Here is a 22469-nt window from a genome sequence, read left to right on the forward strand (position 1 = left end):
ATCTTGCACTTTATTCTCGATCACGCGCTCGAAACCTTTCGCGACGCAATATGCACTCGATTATTCAGCAAGCCCTAGATAGGCTAGCACCAGATAAAATAAAGTAAAAATTCCATCCGCACTACCCGTTGAGATGGCTGCGAGCTCTCGGTTCAAAAGTGGAGATTTTGCTACCTTGGCATTGGCGGGGGGAAATGGCTACAGAAATTCAAAATACTTGGAATTTATACAAATAGAAAGACAGAAATCGACGACAGCCGATCGATCTATTGTGGAAAACTTGCCCTTTTCTGTGGAAAACCCCCCTTTTCCTGTGGAAAACTGCTACTAAATTAAGTGCGATCGCTTTAATTCCCTTGATAGCATTTAAAAAATTAAAGGAATTGCGATCGCAAAAACCGCCTTCCTCCTTCATCCCTCAACCTGCTGTTTGCTGGAGATACAGCCTAAATATTGCCTCCTTCACATCGATACTCTTCCAGCTTCAGTCTATCCGTTACATCCTTTAAATCCGTTACACTCATCCGTTACCCAACTTCACGCTTAACTTCTTCCTTCTCTCCAGAATCGTAGCTAATTTGGTCGGAATGGTAAGCCGGCGGCTCAACGTGAATTAAGATGCGTACAGGGCTGAAACGTTCTTTCAAACGGGCTTCTACTTCTTCTGTAATCCGGTGAGCTGTTTCTACATCGACAGCATCCACGATCGTGTGCATCTCAATAAATACTTGACGCCCTACAACCCCACGGGAGGCGATCGAGTGACAGTTGACAACCCCCGGTACATCGATCGCGATCGCCTGAATAACTTCCGGTGCGATCGCCATTTCATCCACCAACCAAGGCAGATTTTCCCTTAAAACCTTCCAACCGCTGCTAAATACCAAAACAGCCACAGGAAAAGACAAAAACACATCCAGGGATTGTAATTGAGGTATATTCCAAACCTGGCCTTGCCAAACACCAATCAACCCGCCGATAACCATAATTGTCACCCAAACATCGCTCATCGTGTGCTGAGCGTCAGCCACTAAAATCGCGCTACCGAGACGTTGGCCAACACTGCGCTCGTAAAAAGTGACAAAAATATTAATCCCCAGTACAATCAGCAAAATCCACAGTTCATTTGGGGATATTTTGACAACTTTACCCCCGTTAATCAGCCTTTCGACAGCACCGCTGAGAATTTCAAAACAGGCAATTCCCAGAAAAGCAGCAATTCCCAGAGCTCCGAGAGCATCAAATTTTTGGTGTCCGTAGGGATGATCGCGATCGGGCTGCGGATTGGCATAATGATTAGTTACCAATCCTAAAATATTATTAGCGCTGTCCGTGACGCTGTGCAAAGCATCTGCCAGCAAACTGAGGGAACCAGTCAGCCATCCCACGGCTGCTTTAATTGCCATCACCAGCAAATTTAGCAATAAAGTAATTATTAAAACCTTGCGGACTTCGGAACGGTTATCGGCAACCATAAACTCTCCTCGACCTGCCGTCAAGTTTTCTGGTTTCTAGTTTAAAGCTTATCAAGTCATAACAGGTTAAAACTCTTGTGTAATCTAGCTTGCGACTAGATTTATATTCATTAATTTAGCCGAGCTTCTTGAGACAAATTTTAATTAATAGCAGTTTCGCCGCCCAATTTTGCTGGCAGGTACTTATTTTAGGTTATTGTATATTTTATCATTAACAATTGTATGTTAAATTTCATTGCCCATGTCTCTTTCTCCGCTGACACTGAATTTAGTCGAAGGTTCTGTCTCCTTTAGCTTTTCCCCGCAAGCCGCGCGGGATTTGCAAAGCGATATTGCAGCTTTGATGGAAAGCTTGAAAGCTGTAGCAGCCAAAACCGCTGGCGCTAAAGCTTCTCCCCAAAAACCGATGGAATATCGGTATGCAGGAGATGTATTTTTAGAAGTTTTCTGCAACCCGAATATCTGGCCAACTCCTTTTGCTGCAAAAGTGCTGATTACGGTTAGGGACGATCGCGTGCGCGTGACCACCGAAGCCGAACTCAGCCGCCTGCGCGACGATCTCGCTCAGTATATCGAACAAGTCGGTTGAGATTCTCAACCTGAAACGCTCTGGTTTTAGATTCCCGACTTCTTGAAGAAGAACAGGCTTTCCGGCTTCATAAAGAGTTAATTTTATTGTGGGGAGTAGGGGTTGGGCTTCTAGCCGGCCCCTGAAAGGCTTATTGAAAGGGGATAACTATCTGCCGCAGAAGCCGACCATTCCCACATTGAACCTGCATAATTCTTAGCATTAAATCCCACATTTGTCAAGACACAAGTCAACCATGCAGAACGAATTCCCCCGGAGCAATAACTCACAATTTGAGTTGACTGCGAAACTCCTTTTTGCTGCAAAATAGCAACTATTTCCCCGCGATCCAGCAGTTTTCCCTGTTTGTCCATTAACTGTTTGTAATAGAGGTGAACCGCACCGGGAATGTGGCCGCCCCGCTTTTCTCCGTAAGGCGTTTTACCTGCATATTCTCGCGGCTCTCTGGCGTCAATAACTGCTAAATTAGCATCTCCTAAAATAGCTTTAAATTCATCACGCTGAATTTCCCAATTCGATCGGCGAGATATTACAAAATCTCCTGTTTTCGATGGATTGTTTGCAGCTTTTACTCGATTAAATCCAGCTTTGATTAAAGCCCGATCTCCTCCATCGACAAAAACTGCTTTTTCGTGTCCCAAAGTCCGCAACATCCAAACAATTCTTCCGTCTTCGCCCCACCCTTTCACAGAATCGGCAACCACTATCACAGGTTTGTCTTGACAAATACCAATTGCTTGCAGTTTTTGAGTTAAAACTGTGTTATTTTCGATAATTTTTCCCTTGTGGGGAAAGTCGGAACGCGAAAATTCCTGCCAAGTTACGGGAATAGCTGGTGGGAAACGGCAAAACCACTTTAAAACAGGTTGACGAGCATCCAGCAGAGTAGCGCCCCCTGACAGTAATTGCTTAGCTAAATCTGCATTTACTATCCAGTTATTTGCTAAATTACCCAGTAAATTAGACATAATTTATTGAGTAACTTGGGCTGTATTAGCACCGCAGGCTAAAACCCCTTTGGTATTAGTTGGATTAGGTGGTTTAGTTTTGCCAGGAGCAACATTTAGACACAAGATTGTTTGGGTCTTGTTTCCCACCAAAAAGACTCCCCCCACAAAACTTTTGAGATTAGCTTGCTTCGATACTCCGTAGTTAAATACAGCACCTTTTTTGACCATGGCGATCGAGTAGCTGTAATTGGCTGCGGCAGGTTTAATTTGGAGACCCATATAAACCAATAGATTGGAAACAGAACTTGTAAAACCTGCTTTTTCAGCATAGTAAACTTGCTGAGCTTTATTCATCGAACCCACAAATTTTTTCGCTTGTGATTCCTTAGCTTTAAGCGTTTGTGACACTTGAGCTTCCGAGACAGGACTGAAAACAACTGGCAGAGTTAGAACTGCGATCGCAACTTTGATCTGCCAGTGGCTGCTATAAATCCTGCTTAATTTCACAGAAACCAGGTGGAATGAGCAGTTGAGAAACATATAATTAAACTAATTGTTTTGCCTGAAACTGTCTCAACGCCCCAGGAGCAACGGTGCCGTGTTCTGTGATTATTCCCGATATTAATTCCGCCGGAGTTACGTCAAAAGCGGGATTGTAAAATTCTACTCCCACAGGACAAATTCGCGTAGTTCCCACTTGATACATTTCAACTGGATCGCGTTCTTCAATGGGGATTTTGCTGCCGTCGGAAAGTTCAAAATCAATTGTTGACAGAGGAGCGGCGACAAAAAACGGGACGTTGTGAGCTTTGGCAACAATTGCTAAACTGTAAGTGCCAATTTTATTGGCGGCGTCGCCGTTAGCAGCGATTCTGTCTGCACCGACAACTACTGCGTGAATCATGCCGAGTTTCATGCAGTGAGCCGCCATATTGTCGGCTATTAATGTGACAGGAATTCCTTCTTGTACGCATTCCCAAGTGGTGAGTTTTGCACCTTGGAGACGCGGCCGAGTTTCGTCTGCAAAAACTCTTCCGAGTCTTCCTTCTCGCAAAGCAGAACGAAATACACCTAAAGCAGTACCGTAGCCGGCAGTTGCCAAGGCACCTGCATTGCAGTGAGTTAGTAAGTTCAATTTTTCTGGTGTAGCTGGCAGAACTTCTAAACCTTTGTCGCCGATATCTTTACAAGTTTGCAAGTCTTCTGCTTGAATGGTTTTGGCCATTTCTAACAAAGTTTTTTGCACTTGTTCGACAGAACCGCTAGTTCTCTCGGCAGTTTTGAGCATTCGCGATATTGCCCAAAACAAATTAACCGCAGTCGGACGAGTCGATCGCAATAACTCGCCAACTTGTTCTAGTTTAGTAAAAAACTCGGTGCGATCGCCCGTTTCGATTTCTCGCGCCCCCAAATACATCCCGTAAGCTGCTGCTACCCCGATCGCCGGAGCACCTCGGACTATCATAGTTTTAATCGCCTCAGCCATATCTTCGCAGCGGCTAATTTCGACTACACCGTATTCTTTCGGGAGTCGGTTTTGGTCAATTAGCAGAACTCTGTCTTCTTTCCAAGTGACGGGGGAAACAGGGGAGTTTTGAGCGGTCATCTATTTCAATTATGTGAGGGACAAGTTTCTATGATGCCATGAAGGCGACTATTCCTCTATGTTATGAGGGACACGCTGAATTTGCCAAAATCCCAGCCTTGCGGTTTGAGATTCGAGACTGGAGATTTGAGATTGAAGAATGGCTGGATACGTACCACTCTCTGGGTTTGGAATTTGCGTAGAGTTGGATTCTTGTTCACAAAAGTGTACTTAGTAAAAAACCGAACATTAAGTTGTGTAAATTATACTTACGTTTTTTGAAAAATTTCCGTAATCGGGAACAAGCTAGCTGTACCTGAAGTCTGATTTTTTTAAGTTGAGAATGAAAAAGTGCGATCGAGTAACTTTCCAGCTCCAACAGATTTACAAGAATCACAAAAATAGATAATTGTAAAGCTTTGTCTGTACAACTCTTTTACTAAGTTAAAGGCGGGTTTTGTGCTAGCCGTATTTGTGGTGGATTGAAGTAGCGACTATCATCGCACGGAAACAACATTGTGAAAACCTAACTAGGTGCATGGGGGAACAATAATTATGAAAAACCAACAAATAGTATTCGTAGATTCAGCAGTTGAAGATTGGCAGAGTCTGGCGGTCGGTGTTAAAGCGGGTACAGAGTTAATTTTAGTCGATCGCACGCGGGACGGCATCGAACAAATTGCCGAAGCATTGCAGAGCCGCAAAGGTATAGAAAGCGTTCACATTATTTCTCACGGGGAATCGGGAAGTTTGCAGCTAGGGCCAACTAGCCTAAATTCCGACAATTTAGAAACATATCGCGACAGTTTGAAACAGTGGTTTTCGTCATCTGTCAACTCAATTAAAAATCGATTTGAAATTCTGCTATACGGATGTAACGTAGCAACAGGTGAAAAAGGAGAGGCTTTTGTACAAAAGCTGAGCAAGTTAACAAAAGCTAATATTGCTGCTTCTTCAGATATTACGGGCAGCGCCCAAAAAGGCGGAAACTGGATACTTGAATACGCTACTGGAGCGATTAAAACAGGATTGGCGCTCGATCCGGAGGTAATGGCAAGTTACGCGCATACCTTGGCGACGTTTACTGTTACTAATACCGCTGACTCTGGGCCTGGTTCGCTGCGACAAGCGATTACGGATGCGAATGCAGCGGCGGCACCGCCGCACAATATTAACTTTGCCATTCCCGCAGCAGGCGTTCAGACGATCGCGCCCCTGAGTTCCTTGCCACCCATCACTACGGCTGTAACTATCGACGGTTTCAGTCAACCAGGGGCGGCTTCGGGGAACTTGCTAATTGAGCTAAGTGGATCCAGTGCCGGGCCTGGAATCAACGGCATACTAATCATTGGTAGCAACAGCACTGTCCAAGGACTGGCGATCAATCGCTTCACCAACTCCGGGATATTCATCGCAGGCAACACTTCGACGGGAAATTTAGTGCGGGGCAACTACATCGGCACCAATCCAGCAGGGACTGCTGCCTTGCCCAACGTCAGTGGCGTGGTGGTTGACAATGCACCGGGCAACACGATCGGCGGAAGTACACCAGCCGATCGCAACATCATTTCTGGCAACAGTCTTTTCGGCGTATGGCTCAACAATACCGGTGCAGCAAATAACATCGTCCGAGGCAACTACATAGGTACGAACCCCGCAGGTACTGGTGCATTGGCAAACGGCGGCACTGGCATACAGGTTCAAGGTGCGCCCAACAACACGATTGGCGGGACTAACGCAGCCGATCGCAACTTGATTTCTGGCAATGGCAGCGCTGGCGTATTTATCGATGCTGCCACAGCCACAGGCAACACTGTGCTGGGCAACTTCATCGGCACCGACATCAACGGTACCGCAGACTTGGGCAACGTCGGTTTTGGCGTGATGGTACAGAATGCCTCCGACAACACGATCGGCGGAAATACTGCAGGTGCGCGCAACATCATTTCCGGCAATAATGCTTTCGGTGTAGTCATTCAAAACGCCCCTGCTACCAGCAACGCTGCCACACGCAACAGAGTCGTGGGCAACTTCATCGGCACCGATGTCAACGGCACCGCAGACTTGGGCAACACCTTGACTGGCGTGCTCATACAGGATGCTGCCAGCAACACGATCGGCGGCACTGCTGCGAACGATCGCAACATCATTTCCGGCAATGACGGCTTCGGCGTCCAAATTCTCAACGCCAGTGCCACTCTCAACTCTGTAGTCGGCAACTACATCGGCACCAACTCCGCCGGCACTGCTGCCTTGCCAAACACTATTGGTGTAGTTGTAGACAATGCACCCAGCAATACGATCGGCGGTAGTGTCGCAGGCGCTGGCAATATCATTTCCGGCAACAGCAGTCCCAGCGCAGGTTTAGGCGTGCAGATTACAGGGGCCTCTGCAACAGGCAACACTTTGCGCGGCAATTTCATCGGCGTTGCAGCCAACGGTACTAGCCCCTTAGGCAATAGCTCGATCGGAGTACTGATTACCGCTGCCGCAAGTAATAATGCGATCGGCGGTACAGCAGCAGGTGAAGGAAATATCATCGCCAACAATGGCAATATCGGCGTAGGTGTTGACTCCGGTATCGGCAACCGCATCCAAAACAACTCGATCTTCGCCAACCTTGGCTTAGGCATCGACCTCGGCAACAACGGCATCACCGCCAACGATGCAGGCGACGCCGACATCGGTGCAAACAACCTCCAAAACACTCCCGTACTCACCACCGCTACCGCCAGCGCTGGCAGCGTCACCGTCGGGGGAACTTACAACAGCATTCCCAGTGCCAATTTCACCCTCCAATTTTTCGCCAACAATCCCCCGGGAACCCAAGGTCAAACCTTAATTGCTTCTATCCCGGTAACTACTGACGCTGCAGGCAACGCTGCTTTCAATCAAACTTTCCCAGCAGCAGTCACCGCAGGCCAATTAATCACCGCCACAGCAACCGACGCCGCCGGCAACACTTCGGAATTTTCCGCACAGCCTGTTCCAGTTGTCGTACCGCTGAGTACGATCACCGGCATCAAATTTAACGACATTGACGGCAACGGCACTCAAGCTGCCGGAGAACTTGGCGTTCCCGGAGTTACAGTTTTCCTCGACACCAACGGTGACGGCATCCTGGGTGCCGGCGAAACTTCCGCAACTACCGGGGCTGACGGCAGTTTCACTTTCCCAAACTTGCCTGCTGGCACTTACAGCGTGCGGGAGGTTGTACCGGCTGGAAGCCAACCAACTACTCCCAATCCGGTTGCAGTGACGCTGGCAGCAGGCCAAACTACTCCTGCTACAGTTAATTTCGGCAACCAAGCAATACCAGTACCGCTGAGTACGATCGCCGGCATCAAATTTAACGACATTGACGGCAACGGCACTCAAGCTGCAGGCGAACTTGGCGTTCCCGGAGTTACAGTTTTCCTCGACACAAACGGTGACGGCATCCTCGGTGCCGGCGAAACTTCCGCAACTACCGATGCTAACGGCAGCTTTACTTTCCCCAACTTGGCCTCCGGTACTTACAACGTCCGGGAAGTCGTGCCGCCAAACAGCCAGCCAAGTACTCCCAATCCGGTTGCAGTCACGCTGGCAGCAGGTCAAACTACTCCTGCTACGGTGAATTTCGGCAACCAAACTATACCCGCTGTATTGGGCAGCATTACTGGTATAAAATTTAACGACATTGACGGCAACGGCACTCAAGCTGCCGGAGAACTTGGTGTTGCCGGAGTCATTGTTTTCCTCGACACTAACAACGACGCCATTCTCGATGCCACAGAAACTTCGGCAACTACCGATGCTAACGGCGGCTTCAATTTCCCCAACTTGCCTGCGGGCACTTACAACGTTCGGGAAGTTGTACCCGCCAACAGCCAGCCAACTACTCCCAATCCGGTTTCAGTGACGCTGGCAGCAGGTGAAACGACTCCTGCTATAGTTAATTTCGGCAATAGCCTCCAGACGGGCACCATAACTGGCATTAAATTCAACGACACCAACGGTAACGGCACTCAAGATACCGGAGAAATTGGCATCCCTGGCGTCACGATTTTCCTTGACACTAACAACAACGGCACTTCAGACACCGGAGAAACCCAAGTTACTACCGGTACCGATGGCAGCTACAGCTTCCCTAACCTGCAAACAGGCACTTACAACGTCGGGGAAGTGGTGCCGACAGGTTTTACACCAACCACCCCTAACCCCCGAACCGTTCCCTTAGATCCAGGTCAAACTTCCACTGCCAATTTCGGCAACCAACAAGTCCCGCCAACACCAACACCAACCCCGACTCCGACTCCGACTCCGACTCCGACTCCGACTCCGCCTCCGACTCCCGTCCAACAAAGCAGCATCAGCGGTATTAAATTCAACGACGGCAACGGCAACGGTACTCGGGATGCGGAGGAAACTGGTCTTTCGGGATGGCAAATTTTCCTCGATGCGAACGGGAACAACTCTTTAGATTCGGGCGAAACTACTGTTACCACTGACAATTCTGGTAATTACAGTTTCAACAACCTCAATCCCGGCACCTACAATGTGCGGGAGGTGCAGCAGACTGGCTGGACGCAAACTACTGCTAATCCGGCGGCGGTTAATCTGGGCAGTGGCGAAAGTCGTAGTGGAATTAATTTCGGCAATTTCCAAAATATTAGCATTAGCGGCAGCAAGTTTAATGACCTCAATAACAATGGGGTTTTGGACACTCAAGAACCGCTCTTGCCGAACTGGCAACTCTTCCTTGACGCTAACAGCAATAACTCTTTAGATACTGGAGAAGTTAACACTTCAACTGATAGTTTGGGCGGCTACAGTTTCGCTAATTTAGGACCGGGAACTTATCTAGTTCGGGAAGTAAATCAACCTGGTTGGACGCAAACTACTGCCAATCCTGCTGATATTATTGCTGTCAGCGGCACTAATGTTAGCAATATTAACTTTGGCAATTCCTTCGCCCCAGTCCAACCAACACCAACACCAACACCAACACCACTACCACCCCAAGAAGGACAAGATGCTGACTGCATTTGTGAACAAATTGTTTTACCAAGCATTAGCAGTATTCGCAGTCCTAATTCTGTCACTAATAGCCGCAACGGTACTAACGGCAACGACAGTATTCTCGGCACTAATAACGGTGACGAAATAAATGGTTTTGACGGCGATGATTTGTTGGCAGGATTGCGGGGGAATGATAATATTTACGGGGGACTTAACAGTGCTTTCCCGGTTGGCCCCGATATAGACAGGGACTTGGTGTTTGGCAATGAGGGTAATGATTACCTCAATGGGGTTGCTGGAGAAGATTTAATCTTTGCGGGCAAGAACGACGATGTTGTTTACGGCGGCAAAGATGACGACATTATTTTCGGCGACCAGGAGAGCGATACTTTAATTGGCGACCAGGGTAACGATATTATCTACGGGGGAACTATTAACCCCTTCGACCCGGATTTGACTGGCAACGATTTGGTGTTCGGTTTGGCGGGTGATGACTTCCTCAGCGGGGAGAAAAATCAAGATACGATCGCCAGCGGTGACGGTGATGATACAGTGCGTGCCGGCAAGGGCGATGACGTTGTTCTGGGCGAATTGGGCAGCAACCTGCTGTTTGGCGATGAAGGCAGTGATACTATCTGTGGCGGCGAGGGGGAAGATACAGTGTACGGGGATATTGGTAGCCCTCTTCCTATTGGTTCTACTGGCGGAAAAGACCAAATATGCGGCGGTTTGGGCAACGATTTGCTGTTTGGCAATGAAGGTCAGGATACTGTCAATGGGGAGGTCGGGAACGATACTCTTTACGGCGGTAAGGATGAGGACAGTTTGCTTGGCAGTGCTGGGGACGACTTCTTGTTTGGAGATCAAGGGAATGATACTCTAATTGGAGGCACCGGGAACGATCGATTTATGTTGGGTATGGACCTCGGCAGCGAGACTATTTTAGACTTTCAATACGGTATCGATTCGATCGGCTTAATGGGTGGTCTGGATTTCTCCCAACTAAGCATTGTGGCCGAGAATAGTTCTACCCTCATCCGAGTTACTGGTTCCGGGCAACTTTTGGCCACTCTCAGCAATGTGCCTGCCAGCGCGATTACTGCCACAGATTTTTCTCTCCTCTAGTGCGATCGAGCTAATTAATTAGGTGAGAATATTGTAGGGACGATGGATTAAGAGACTGTTGGGGAATCAAAAAAGGGTGAAACCAAACATCTTACTGCCGATTCCACGTTGTTTGTGAAGTAGACCCCTGATCCGTAAATCCCCGTAGGGACAAGGCATTGCCTTGTCCCTACTACTTTATGAACCTGGAATACGCTGTATAATCATTGCAAATAAACTCTGATAAGCCAGAAGTAATATCGTTTCCGGTTGCACGGCGCCGCGTCCAACCTGTGGGTAATATTAATTCCCATGCTACCGCAGTTGATATGACTCGGGGTCGAAAAACTGAATGGTTGAGTGTTAACTGTTGACTCGATTTTATGATTCCGATGCAACCGGAAACGATATCACATCAAACTTGGCATCGTATAGGTCGTCGGTTCAAATCCTGCCACTTCGATCGACAAAACTCGCCTAATTAAGCGGGTTTTGTAATTTTCCTAAATATTTTCACTCTTTGGCAATAATTAAACAATCACTCTCAACTTTAGACAGCATATCTGGGAAAGCTGATGTGTAATTGCCATCTTTGTCTACAATCCTGCGGAGTGTATATCCGCTGTCAGCAGGTCTGCCGAAAAACGAGTTTGTGCGATGCCAGATATCTCCATTCGGAGTATTCGGATCTCGATCGATCAAAAAATCTACAAGCCACTGCGGCACAGACCATCCAAACACTATGGGCGTAATGTGCCCGTGCTGCAAAGTTGCATCCGAGAATCGGAACAAGTAGCTGAAGCGAGAAAATTTGACTAAATAAATTAACATCCGTCCTCCCATTGATGAATGAAATGTCCAGATAACAGGGTCAAAAACGCGCAGCAATAAAGTCCGTTCGGCAGCATTCCAGTCTGAACTGTACATCGTCAGACAATCGTCTGGTAAAACATTCCCGTCCATAAAAAAGATACCTTGCAGGACTTCGGGTAACTCGGCTGGATGTTCTACTTTCATCCAATTCACAATGTCTTTTAGTTGCTTGTGTTCTATTAACATGGTATTATTTATCCTCAAAATAGTTGTGTTTGGGTTTCCTATTAGATACCCCCTTGATTTATTAGTGGAGCGAGCGATCGATAGTTTTTGTGGTGTGCGGTTTCAACTCACATCTTGCATCCTAGCCAATCAGTTATTCAAGGGCGGGGGGGACACCCCACAATAAACTTGATCTCTTGTAGGGTGGGCCTCGGGCCTGTTAAGCGAGAATGGTGCAATATTTCAGTTTCAACCGCTGTCCGATCGAGCTTTTGGATTGATTACCCCTGCAAATTCGGCTCAGAGGCTCGTCGCACTTTGCCTACTGTACTCACAACATCCACCAGCATCTTGAGTGCGATGTCTTTACCCGGGCAAATCCGTCCCGCGCTACGATCGCCCACGGAATGAAATCCCATATGAAAAGGGCACAGATTCTCGCGCTTAGGGTTGAATTCGTATACCGTATGCCCCCAGAAACTCTCGTCTAGCAGCCCCAGGCTGAGCGGTATCAGTACCTTGGTTCCTGCGGGGAAGGTGCGCTCTTTGCCCGCTACCGTTGCGGTGAATGGCTCTGTGGCGACTCGGTGCGTGGCGCTGACCGGAGCCCAGAGGCGGGCGCATTCCAGAAGGAAGAGCTCGATCGACTGGCGATCGTCCAAATCGAGCCGATCCCAAAAATCAGTCGGGTTAATTGCGGCCGTCTGCTGTCCTTTATAGGCGGGGAGAGGGCGGTATCCCATTGCGGTGTTGCCTAGGTGCAGGGGGCCTTGCAGTCCCGCTATGCCCATAATCGATGTCATCAGCTTCGCCAATTCCCGCTTAGTCATGCCGTTGTTTTCCGAGCTCTCCTCGAAGTCGGCTAAAGCTGGGGAATTCTCATAGATAGTCGCTGCACGCTCGATTAGAGCGGACAAATCCCCGTGTCCAAAGACGTTAAGGCTTTGCAGCAGGTTGCCGATGACGGCGAAGTAGTGCAGCGGGCTTTGGCGAGTGTAATGCAATTCGGTGAGAAGTTCGATCGACTCTGAATCGTCTGGATTAATCCCAAAGATGACGTAGTGCAGGTATCGGACTAAAAATCCCATCCAACCCCGCTTGACATCGGTAAAAAACGCTCCCCCCGCACCGTGCGACATCTCGGCATAATCTGCGGCTAGCCGATCGAGCAACCGCCTGCTGATTTCGTCTCCCTGGCGATCCGCTGTCGCACTGTTGAACAGATATTTCTGCATACAGCTTCGGAATGCTGCGTGGTTGCTGCTACCATCAGTTTCGCGATCCGACAAAGACAGTAGAAAAAGGTTTCTGCCGCCGACATCTTGGTTGGGGGCGCTATCGGGCTCGAGTACAGAAGTACCAAGCCGCCATCCGCGCGCCTGGGGCGATGTGAGTGCTTTTTCCAGCGTGTCAAACTCTCCCATCACGACTTGCCCCGCGCAGCAAAAATTGGCTCCGAAAGCCAGCCGTTTGATCTGCAAATACGTGGGTTCGTTGGCAATCAAACCCTCAATCAGGGCGATCGGCGGTAGCATCGTTTTGCTGAGACGTTCTTCCGGGTTTTGCAAAGCCCAAACCTGAAACTCGTTCAGGGCCGGGTTCATCAGCGATGAGAAAATAGTATCTAAATTTAGGTTCATCATAATTCCTCCGAGAACCCCTCGCCATAACGCGCTTCGCATTTAGCAGCAAGAGGGTATTGAGCAGTAATAGAGCTGGATTGAATACCCGCTTCATTGCCAAAATCAGTAAGTATAACTATAGCCATTTTTTTTGCACGCAGTGGCAATATAGAGATAGTTTTACTGAATATGTCTGCGCTCAAGTCTAGCCTTTTTCCGGAGATTGAGTGGAATTTATAACGATTCCTGGTAAGTAGATATACTTTCTACATCTAAAGTATTAGACCCAATCTCTGAGAGTCGCAAATAAACCGTAGTTATGTGCGACTACTTGCTATTAAATTTAGCCAAAATCGGCGACATTAATTAGACTGGACGACACCCCATTGAGAGGGGCTACAATTTCTCTGGTTGCTGAAAGACAGATGAAAGTTGTACTGTTTTCTTGAGTAATTAACAGTTGGGATAAAGTAAGATTGTTGCCTAGAGAAAGCAAATCTTTAGTGTCTTCTTTTTTGCGTTCGCGCCCTGTCGCACTTTGAAGATTCCGCAAATAAGCGAACAAACCAGGGCTTTTTGTCCCGTCACGCAGCGTCACCTAATTATTGTTAATGAATTTCAGCAAGTCATCGTCGCTCATCCCTTCATCATCAGCAGCCCAATCACGCCAGCGGTACGGAGATTCAATCAGCGGTTTGTACTTATCAACTCTTCCCTCTAAAAAGGCTTCTTCTTCTCTGATATTTTCCGCATCATCTAATAGCTTGAGGAAAAGAATCCAAGTGAATTGGGGTAAACGGTCTAATTCCCCATTCATTCCCTTATCTTTCCGCATGATGTCACGCGCCGACTTTATCATGCTGCCGAGGCGTTGAGCAGTGGTGACGGATTTATGGGTTTGAAATGTAGTGCGTTTGGGCATTTTGAGAGAAAATTAAAGTAATCAAACTTAGAAATAGAACTCTTAGAAAACATCTACTAGACTGAGTACAAAAGATTTTGTAATTGATTTAGTGCTTTTTCTAACTTTTCTTGTTCTCCAAACAGTGTTATTATTTTAATTGCATCACCATATTGAGCAAATTCAGGATACTTTATAATTGAATCGATAATATTCTGAAATACAGAAAACCCCGTTTCAATATATTTCTCTAAAAATATTTCTAAAATAGCTCTTTCCTGTGTACTATACTGCTTAAAAAAATCTTGCTTCGTGCGGACTTTATCTACTCGCTTCTTCCTGTCTAAGTCTGGAGAGCGGATCAAATCAACCGGTTCTCTGAAAGTATAGTTAACTTGCTCACTTCCTCCTATAGTAGCAGTACCAGAAGCATACACAACTCCTCGTCTACCCGCTTCTCCGCTTGGCTCTACCCAGTAGATCCTTTCCCGATCCATTTTTATATCAGAAATTTTTTGAGTATCAATTTCATACAAGCAATCTCCTTTGGCTCTTAAAAGAGCTTCTGTCCTTTCGACCTCGCCATTATTCTGTATATCAATACAGTGGTAACAAAGTTCAAAAATTAATGCTAACTTGCCATTTATTTCTGTAAAAAATGCTGAAAGTGATGATTTGTCAATTGCGAGTGTAGTTATTTCAAATCCAATTTCCGTAGCTAATTCTCGTCTTAATCCAATATTAATAAGGTTATCAATAGTTAAAATAATATTTGAATAGTCAAGTGATGGTACGTCTTGTTGAAGAGCCTTAAGGCAGGATGCAATATTGTTATAAATAGATACCTTGGCTCCCATTTTATTACACTCATTTAATAAGTTATCCGCTAGTTCTTCAGTTTGCTTGTTTCTATTTTTAAAGAAAGCGTTATCATCACTAATAAAATATATTGTATGTGAATCTGAAAGTTCTAATATTGCTTCCCAAATAGCTGAATCTTTAAATTGCTGATTCTTGTCTCCATTAGGTTGAGTTTTTTCATTAATTCTCCTTAGTGCTGATTTAGCGTGTTCAAATGTAAAGAAAATTCTAATAATTACGTCCTCCAAATCGGTCAACCTTTCTTTAACAGCAGCTTCTAATTGAGCTTTATTCGGTACTTCATAAGAATCGCGAAAGCCCATAATTACTTCACTAGATTTAAATCCTTTATTAATTTGTTCAATGGCTTTAAGCCCGTTTTCAACAATATTTCTCGTAATCTCTTCTTCTATAATTTCCGGTAGACCTATTTTTCCCTTACTTTGTTTGAGGATGTAAAGCAATGCCGAACCCATAGCCGTTCGCATCAAAAGATTAGAGTCTTGCAACCATATATTTGCATCAATTACCACACAAATTGGTTTTTGTTCTGCGGACATTATTACAACTTCTTTCACTTTTCCTAAGCCGAATACAATAAACTCTGCAACTGCTCGACTGCCTGCTTCAATTTATCTGCCCCGCCAAATAAGCCAGCAATTTCCCGCACCTTACCATACTTCTCAACCGCTTTCACCTTCAGAGATGCTGGCATTACCAACTGCTGCGGTCTACCTTGAGCATAAATCCCAAATCCCAAATCTAAAATCTAAAATAAAATGACGCCCGCTAAAGTTTCCCACCAGTACCAAAGCACTTTACAGAAAATCCGCAGGCGTCAAAATCAAGCAAGCTTAAATCTTAGAAAAGACCCAGCGTGAAAGATTTGTCGATCGGGAAAATAGCACCAATACCCAACCACAGAGTTACCGCAGTTCCCAACAGGAAAACAGTAGTAGCAACAGGGCGGCGGAACGGATTTTGGAACTTGTTAACGTTCTCGATGAACGGAATCAAAATCAAGCCAAGGGGAACACCAGCCATGCAAGCAATACCCAACAATTTGTTAGGCAAAACGCGCAGGATTTGGAACACAGGCCACAAATACCATTCCGGCAGAATTTCCAGCGGAGTAGCAAAAGGATTAGCAGGTTCCCCAACCAAAGCCGGGTCTAGTACAGCCAAACCCACGCACAGAGAAATAGTTCCCATGATGACTATAGGGAAAACGTAGAGCAAGTCATTAGGCCAAGCTGGTTCGCCGTAATAGTTGTGACCCATGCCCTTAGCGAGTTTAGCGCGGAGGTCTGGATCGCTCAAATCTGGTTTTTTGATAATAGACATAGTGAGAGTGTTCTCCTTTTAGTTTTACCCGGGCCTGGGATTCCACTGTATTCGTTAGTTTGAATCAGTGGCGCGATCGCAGGAAGTATTAGCCGTAAATAAATATCATGAGCGATGAATTATGAATTTTCAACTCAAAATTCAGCGGGGGGCCAAAGAATACCGCCCCCACAACTCAAAATTTACAACGGGCCAGAGATACCTTGCTTGCGAATCATCAAGAAGTGAGCCAGCATGAAGACTACAATCAGCCAAGGCAACACAAAAGTGTGCAAGCTGTAGTAACGGGTCAAAGTGCCTTGACCGACGCTGACACCGCCGCGCAGCAGTTCAACCATCAAAGAACCGACAAACGGGATAGCTTCGGGGACGCCGGAAACGATTTTAACTGCCCAGTAACCGATTTGATCCCAAGGCAGCGAATAGCCGGTCACGCCGAAAGAAACAGTGATGACTGCCAAGATTACTCCTGTCACCCAGGTTAATTCGCGGGGCTTTTTGAAGCCGCCTGTCAGATAAACCCGGAAGATGTGCAAAATCATCATCAGCACCATCATGCTTGCAGACCAGCGGTGGATGGAGCGGATCAGCCAGCCGAAGTTGACTTCAGTCATCAGGTATTGCACTGAAGAAAAAGCTTCTGCTACCGTGGGACGGTAATAGAAAGTCATGGCGAAGCCGGTGGCAAACTGGATCAGAAAGCAAACTAAAGTAATTCCGCCCAAGCAGTAGAAAATATTGACGTGCGGGGGTACGTACTTCGTAGTGATGTCATCGGCGAGCGCCTGAATTTCCAGGCGTTCCTCAAACCACTGGTAGGTTTTTGAGTCGGTGATTTGTTTAGAAAACATGGAGCCAGAATTCCTAAAAGAATATTGCTGTGGTTGAGGTTCAGGGCAGCAGCCACAAGGTTTTTTGTCGCCCCGCGCCGAGCAGCTTGCTTTTACTAGCAAATGCCTGAGGCTATTTTTTAAATTTGGAGCTGACGAAAGGAACTCTATTGTGCGATCGCCTGCAAGCCCTGGGAAACTAAGCGGTGGCTTGTCCCTACTCGCTGGCGTTGCCCGATCGAATTCCAGACTGTGATAAAAAATGTAACATAATTGCCGTGCAATTTTCACGCACGCGATCGGTTTTTGGGCACTTAAAAGGCTTTTTTAGGAATCTCAACATCCGCCCAAGCTAGTATGCGGGGAGGGCTGAGCTACAGAAAGCAGTCCGAGCCGGAAACAGGTTTGCCGGGAGAGGCCAAATTTCATCTCGATCGTAAAACTTCACTTTCTGCCCCAAACGCCCTTAATGTCAGTCGAGTAACCCGAACCGGTGGGATCGTACAACCGAATCTTGTTTTGTAGTAAGGACTTCAGTCCTTTCTAACAGCATCTGCTGGCTGCAACCTGCGTATTTCCGTAAAAAAAAGCCGGTGATTGCCCCCATCCGTAAAAGTCCTATCACAATTGAAAAGAAGGCAAACTTTCCACAAAAACTGGCAGCATTGGCGAGAAAGGAGAGGGAAGCGGCGGTATAGGGAAGGGAATTTCAGGAAGAGACGGGAAGGAGGGAAAGTCTCGCGATGGCGGTGTAAACCCAGTCGAAACGATCGCGCAATCTGATAGACTCACATCTGTAACATTTTCAACGTCGGCGATTAAATCCGATCCGACAAATATCCGAGTTCCCCGTGTGATACCGTCATCATAAGATTCAAATCGGTAAGAGAAGAAGTTAGAACCATTACGATCTTGTACGAAACCAACGACTTGGATTTTGTCGCCTTCGACCCGGTTAAAATCCTCAATAACGGCATGGCGACCGTCACCGCCATAGAAGAGGTAAGGGCGGGCATTTGACGAACCGAGAACAAATATGTCCCCTCCATTTTGCCCGATTAAATAATCGATTTGTTCTCCTGTTGAGGAAAAGCCGTAACCCGATATGATGTCATTACCCGGCCCGCCAATCAGGGTGTCGCTGCCTTCATTTCCCTCAAGCAAATCGTCTCCTAAATTGCCGTTAATGTAGTCATTATCTAAGTCACCTCTTAAAGTGTCGTTCCCACTGTCTCCCAACAGGCGATCGTTACCTTTGCCGCCCATTAAAAAGTCGTTGTTACTGCCACCAAACAAGCGATCGTCTCCATCTCCTCCGATCGCCGTATCATTGCCTTGACCGCCGTTAAGACAGTCATTACCAGCCCCTCCGAAGATACTGTCGTTATTGTCTTCTCCTCTGATTAAATCCGCGTCTTCGCCGCCCTCAATAAAATCATTGCCGGCACCTCCTTCAAGTTTGTCATTGCCTTCGCCACCGCTGAGACTGTCGTTACCAAAGTCGCCCAAAAGGCGATCGCTACCGACTCCACCTGCGAGACTATCATTTCCTTCTCCGCCATCTAAAGTGTCATTACCACCCAAACCAGATAGAGTATCATTCCCTCCAAGCCCGCACAGGGAATCATCGCCAATTTCACCAGCTAGCAAATTATCGAGATTGTCACCGCATATAACTACCATAAATTTGTCCTCCTGAAAACTATTTCACAACAGTCAATCAATTGTAGATTTGGGATTTGAAATTTTGGATTGTTCCCGTCCACTCATTTTTGGGTTTTGGATTGTGCAATAACTTGAGTTGTGATTGACCTTTTGTAGTAAGGGATGCAAGTCTTGATTCGCCTAAACCTGTCACAAAAAACTGAAGTCCTTACTACAAAAGGAATTTCCTGTAGGGACACAAGATTTGCCTGTGTCCCTAATCGTTTAACTGAAATTGGCAAGGGTAATTTGGTTAGCTGTCACGCCACTGACAGTAGCTAAAATTTCGCCTGTTGCTGTCACGCTGATTAAAGTTGCACTGTTACTGGGGATAATAGAAAGTTGCGAGAAGGTTAAATTGTCTGCAAGTGCGAAAAAGTCGATGCCGGCTTCAAAATCGAAAATGATATCGCTGCCAGAATTGGCTGAAATTAAGAAGCGATCGCTCCCATTTCCTCCTATCAAACTGTCATCGCCGTTTTCACCGCTGAGAAAATCGGCTCCGTTACCGCCCAGCAAGATATCGCTAGCTTGACCGCCGTAAAGACTGTCATTGCCTTCACCTCCACTCAAGCTATCTTGACCGCGATTTCCAAATAGGATATCTTCCCCGTTATTGCCGAACAAATAATCGATTCCTTTGCCGCCGTAAACAGTGTCCTCGCCGTCGCCACCGTCGAGGGAATCATTGCCTTGATTGCCGTGTATCCAGTCATTGCCACCAAAACCGCTGAGAGTATCATTGCCGCGTTTGCCGGCCATTGTATCGCTGCCGCTGTCACCGGAGAGGCTGTCGTCGCCGTCAGTGCCGGTAAGATTGGAGTTAGCTGCGATCGCATCTATTTCTCCTTCAATCACCGCAACAGCAGGTGTATCGGGCAATGTCGTTTGTTGAATTTTGCTATCTAAAGCAGTACCCGTATTTTCGGCAATAACTTGGGCGATCGATTTCGTCCCTGTACCGACTGCTTTTAAGTCTTCAGAGGTTGCGCCTAGGGCTACTTTTTGGACGCGGGCAACTTCTCGGTTAATTGAAGCTGTTGCAGTGTTGGATACAACTTGGTCAATGCGCTGATTTGCTTCGGCCATTACCTTAGCTGCATCCGGGGCAATTTGCAACAATTGCTGAGTGTTTAAATCCGAGTCAAATTGTTGCGCTGCTGTGACGGCGCGATCGACAATTGTTGCTAACTGGTTTGCATCGCTGAGATTGAGAGTTGTCCCCGATTGAATTTGTTGAACGATCGCACTTACAACTGCTTTTACGCTGTCGGTATTGTCCAGAATCGACGCACCGTCTATTAAAGCAGCAGTTTGGGTAATGACGTTTTGTACCTTGACCATTGCAGTCAAAGTTTCTACTCCACCAGCGATCGCGTTTTCCGTAGCTGCGATCGGATCTAAACCCGTTATATCAACATTAGCGGGAATGGAAAGTGAAGATTTGACGAGAGATTCGGCGCGATCGCTGTCAATTCCTTTGTCAATTAAATCCGCTACTAAACTTGTTAACAGGGTGACAACAGTAGCGTAAGGCGGGGCAGTGACAGGCGTTTCCAAAGGCAAACCAGTTGCCGTATCAATGCCGCCGAAAGCAACAATATTGCCTTCCTCTGGATCGAGTTCGCCATTTTGATTTTTGTCGAAAATGTTGGAGTCAAGATCGAGATCGAATTCCCCGTTATCCGCAGTAGTAGCTGAAGGTTCGCTAGCATCAAGTACCCCGTTCTTGTTAGCGTCAAAAAAGACAGTAGCACCAGCGATATAACCGTCAATCACAAAACCGGCGAGACCATAACTCTTGAACCGAATTACCTCGCTAACACTCGCGCCAGATTCATCAGTTCCCGTTACTTTTAACCAATAGTCAAAAGTTGACGGGCGAGTTGGGCCTAAATTGATAGTACGGGTTGCGGAATTAAAAGTTAGCCAGGAAGGCAAAGGAATTTGCGGGAAACTTGAATCGGCATTTGGTTGGCGATACAAACGGCCATTGAGATCGGTTTCCCAGGTAAATGCAGATGAACTTAAATCACTCAAATTTGACAGGGCGATCGAATAATTAATGCTGTCGCCCGGATCGGGGTCAGTATAGGTATTGGCAGCTAAATTAAAAGCATTACCACTTTGAGAAAAACCTAGCGCTGCACTTTGAGAAAACACAGAACGATTGACAACAGGTGGGTTGTTGACAACAGGACTTTGCCACCAATTAAGAAACTCATCCCATTGAGTGTCAGCAGCAAAATCTATAATCGTGCTGTTGTAATCTGGGTTTAAAGCTTCACCGCGAGATTGCAAATAAATTGACAGCCCAGTTCCACCATAGGACAGACCTGAATGATTTTGGATAATTGCCAGATTGTAAGCATCAAAAGCTGTTTGAGCTGCGGTACGAATGCTGTCGGATATTGTAGAATCGCCAGCAACATTGGCAAGAAACGTTCCCAAATCGCGGTAATGCGAGTAATAAAAGTCTGCTGAATTATTGCGGTGTACCTGCAATCGATCCACATCTGTTGCTGTGGCACCACTGACGATCGCAGTTGCCAGATCGCTCATTGCTGCTGACAAATCGCCGATCTTCGATAAGTCAGTAGCTGATTGCGTCTGGGAACCGCCATAAGAATCGCCGTAGTTAGTGACGATCGCGCTGCCTAATTGAGCGGGCGACCAAGTAGGATTAGCTTTGAGTTGCAATAAAATTGGGTCGTAAGGCCAACCATCTCCGGGCTCTAGGTCCTCTGAACCAACAAAAACCGATCCCTCATCTTTAACCTGGTGAGCAACTTCTAGCATCGCCATCAGACAAGCATCGAAGCCGATCAGATCCATATTTTCTGGCACCCCTGCTAAAGCAGCCCCCACCTCGCGGTTTTCCAAAACATCGCCTGACTCCCAATCGTTAGCAACGGTTCTGGCTGTTGCCGTATTGCGCCAACCGTCACCGTGATCCCAAACCACGATCGCGTAGTTGTCAGCGGGATAGTTGGCTGTACCCCAATTCACGAAGTTTGTGAGGTTATTGGGATCTCCCATGTTGACTTCGCCGACGCTGGTTCCCCAGGTCAAATTTGGCAAATCTCCCGCTTGGATTAACCCCCGACGAGTGTCTGTCCAGTTGTCGTAAGTAGCATCGAAACCGGGAGTGCGATCGAATTGCACGACAATATTGACATCACTGTTAGAGCCAACGGATGACATTTCCAAAAAGTCTTCGATGCCGAAGGGTTCCAAGTCGTTGGCAGCGGCCATGTAAACCATAAAAGTCCACTTGGCTGGGGCGCGCGTTGGTGACTCGCTTGGTGTCGGAGTCGGTGTGGGCGTTGGAGTCGGTGTTAGCGCTGGGATTGGCGTGACTAATGGTGTGGGCGTTGGCGGTGTTGGTGTTGGCGGTGTTGGTGTTGGCGGTGTTGGTGTTGGCGGTGTTGGTGTTGGCGGTGTTGGTGTTGGCGGTGTTGGTGT

At 47.0% G+C, this 22469-nt stretch carries 18 protein-coding genes; 4 read left to right on the forward strand and 14 right to left on the reverse strand.

Annotated elements, in window-relative coordinates:
• The first annotated feature begins 133 nt into the window (after positions 1-133).
• Positions 134-331 carry a hypothetical protein gene (locus tag QUA57_RS24720; RefSeq protein ID WP_333064235.1) on the forward strand — a complete coding sequence of 66 codons (198 nt, stop codon included), beginning with the start codon at positions 134-136 and terminating at the stop codon, positions 329-331.
• A 196-nt stretch (positions 332-527) separates the two neighbouring features.
• Here QUA57_RS24720 and QUA57_RS24725 read toward each other — a convergent pair whose 3' ends face one another.
• Entirely contained in the window at positions 528-1475 is a 948-nt protein-coding gene (locus QUA57_RS24725; RefSeq protein ID WP_333064237.1) for a cation diffusion facilitator family transporter, read from the reverse strand.
• A gap of 241 nt (positions 1476-1716) precedes the next feature.
• On the opposite strand from QUA57_RS24725, the gene QUA57_RS24730 reads away from it, so the two are divergent.
• Positions 1717-2064 (forward strand): hypothetical protein, encoded by a 348-nt coding sequence (locus QUA57_RS24730; RefSeq protein ID WP_333064238.1) that lies wholly within the window; start codon positions 1717-1719, stop codon positions 2062-2064.
• Positions 2065-2174: 110 nt separating this feature from the next.
• On the opposite strand, the gene QUA57_RS24735 is transcribed toward QUA57_RS24730, so the two are convergent.
• Genes QUA57_RS24735 through mtnA form a run of 3 tightly spaced genes read right to left on the reverse strand, consistent with a single transcriptional unit; the run spans position 2175 to position 4620 of the window.
• Entirely contained in the window at positions 2175-3032 is an 858-nt protein-coding gene (locus QUA57_RS24735; protein WP_333064239.1) for a rhodanese-like domain-containing protein, read from the reverse strand.
• 3 nt (positions 3033-3035) lie between these two features.
• Complete coding sequence (locus QUA57_RS24740) at positions 3036-3521, reverse strand: type IV pilin-like G/H family protein (RefSeq protein ID WP_333064241.1); 486 nt, start codon at positions 3519-3521, stop codon at positions 3036-3038.
• 37 nt (positions 3522-3558) lie between these two features.
• A complete protein-coding gene (gene mtnA, locus QUA57_RS24745; protein WP_333064242.1) occupies positions 3559-4620 on the reverse strand; it encodes an S-methyl-5-thioribose-1-phosphate isomerase in 1062 nt (353 codons plus the stop codon).
• Positions 4621-4658: 38 nt separating this feature from the next.
• Between mtnA and QUA57_RS24750 the strand changes: the two genes are divergently transcribed.
• Together QUA57_RS24750 and QUA57_RS24755 are read left to right on the forward strand one after the other, a co-directional pair.
• Positions 4659-4802, forward strand: coding sequence for a hypothetical protein (locus tag QUA57_RS24750; protein ID WP_333064245.1), 144 nt, complete (start codon positions 4659-4661; stop codon positions 4800-4802).
• 352 nt (positions 4803-5154) lie between these two features.
• Positions 5155-10725 (forward strand): SdrD B-like domain-containing protein, encoded by a 5571-nt coding sequence (locus QUA57_RS24755; protein WP_333064246.1) that lies wholly within the window; start codon positions 5155-5157, stop codon positions 10723-10725.
• A 492-nt stretch (positions 10726-11217) separates the two neighbouring features.
• Here QUA57_RS24755 and QUA57_RS24760 read toward each other — a convergent pair whose 3' ends face one another.
• The 10 genes from QUA57_RS24760 to QUA57_RS24805 all read right to left on the reverse strand — a co-directional run.
• The gene (locus tag QUA57_RS24760) at positions 11218-11763 is read right to left on the reverse strand and encodes a hypothetical protein (protein WP_333064248.1); all 546 of its coding nucleotides are present in this window, start codon (positions 11761-11763) and stop codon (positions 11218-11220) included.
• A gap of 260 nt (positions 11764-12023) precedes the next feature.
• On the reverse strand, positions 12024-13385 hold the full coding sequence (locus tag QUA57_RS24765; protein ID WP_333064249.1) for a cytochrome 450: 1362 nt from the start codon (positions 13383-13385) through the stop codon (positions 12024-12026).
• Positions 13386-13707: 322 nt separating this feature from the next.
• The gene (locus QUA57_RS24770) at positions 13708-13962 is read right to left on the reverse strand and encodes a hypothetical protein (RefSeq protein WP_333064250.1); all 255 of its coding nucleotides are present in this window, start codon (positions 13960-13962) and stop codon (positions 13708-13710) included.
• The gene (locus QUA57_RS24775; protein ID WP_333064252.1) at positions 13963-14286 is read right to left on the reverse strand and encodes a type I restriction-modification system subunit M N-terminal domain-containing protein; all 324 of its coding nucleotides are present in this window, start codon (positions 14284-14286) and stop codon (positions 13963-13965) included. It abuts the gene before it with no gap.
• 56 nt (positions 14287-14342) lie between these two features.
• Positions 14343-15704 (reverse strand): PIN domain-containing protein, encoded by a 1362-nt coding sequence (locus QUA57_RS24780; RefSeq protein ID WP_333064253.1) that lies wholly within the window; start codon positions 15702-15704, stop codon positions 14343-14345.
• Positions 15705-15709: 5 nt separating this feature from the next.
• A complete protein-coding gene (locus QUA57_RS24785) occupies positions 15710-15886 on the reverse strand; it encodes a hypothetical protein (RefSeq protein WP_333064254.1) in 177 nt (58 codons plus the stop codon).
• A 101-nt stretch (positions 15887-15987) separates the two neighbouring features.
• Positions 15988-16470: a cytochrome b6-f complex subunit IV gene (gene petD / locus QUA57_RS24790; protein WP_333064255.1), complete on the reverse strand. Its 483-nt coding sequence runs from the start codon at positions 16468-16470 to the stop codon at positions 15988-15990.
• A 182-nt stretch (positions 16471-16652) separates the two neighbouring features.
• Positions 16653-17321, reverse strand: a complete 669-nt coding sequence (gene petB / locus QUA57_RS24795) for a cytochrome b6 (protein ID WP_015174799.1) — start codon at positions 17319-17321, stop codon at positions 16653-16655.
• Positions 17322-17921: 600 nt separating this feature from the next.
• Positions 17922-18983: a calcium-binding protein gene (locus QUA57_RS24800; protein WP_333064256.1), complete on the reverse strand. Its 1062-nt coding sequence runs from the start codon at positions 18981-18983 to the stop codon at positions 17922-17924.
• Positions 18984-19229: 246 nt separating this feature from the next.
• Positions 19230-22469: clostripain-related cysteine peptidase (locus QUA57_RS24805; protein WP_333064258.1), on the reverse strand; the 3240-nt coding region annotated here is incomplete at its 5' end.

Origin of the sequence: Microcoleus sp. Pol7_B2 (assembly GCF_036701035.1) — a bacterium.
Lineage (GTDB): Bacteria > Cyanobacteriota > Cyanobacteriia > Cyanobacteriales > Microcoleaceae > Microcoleus.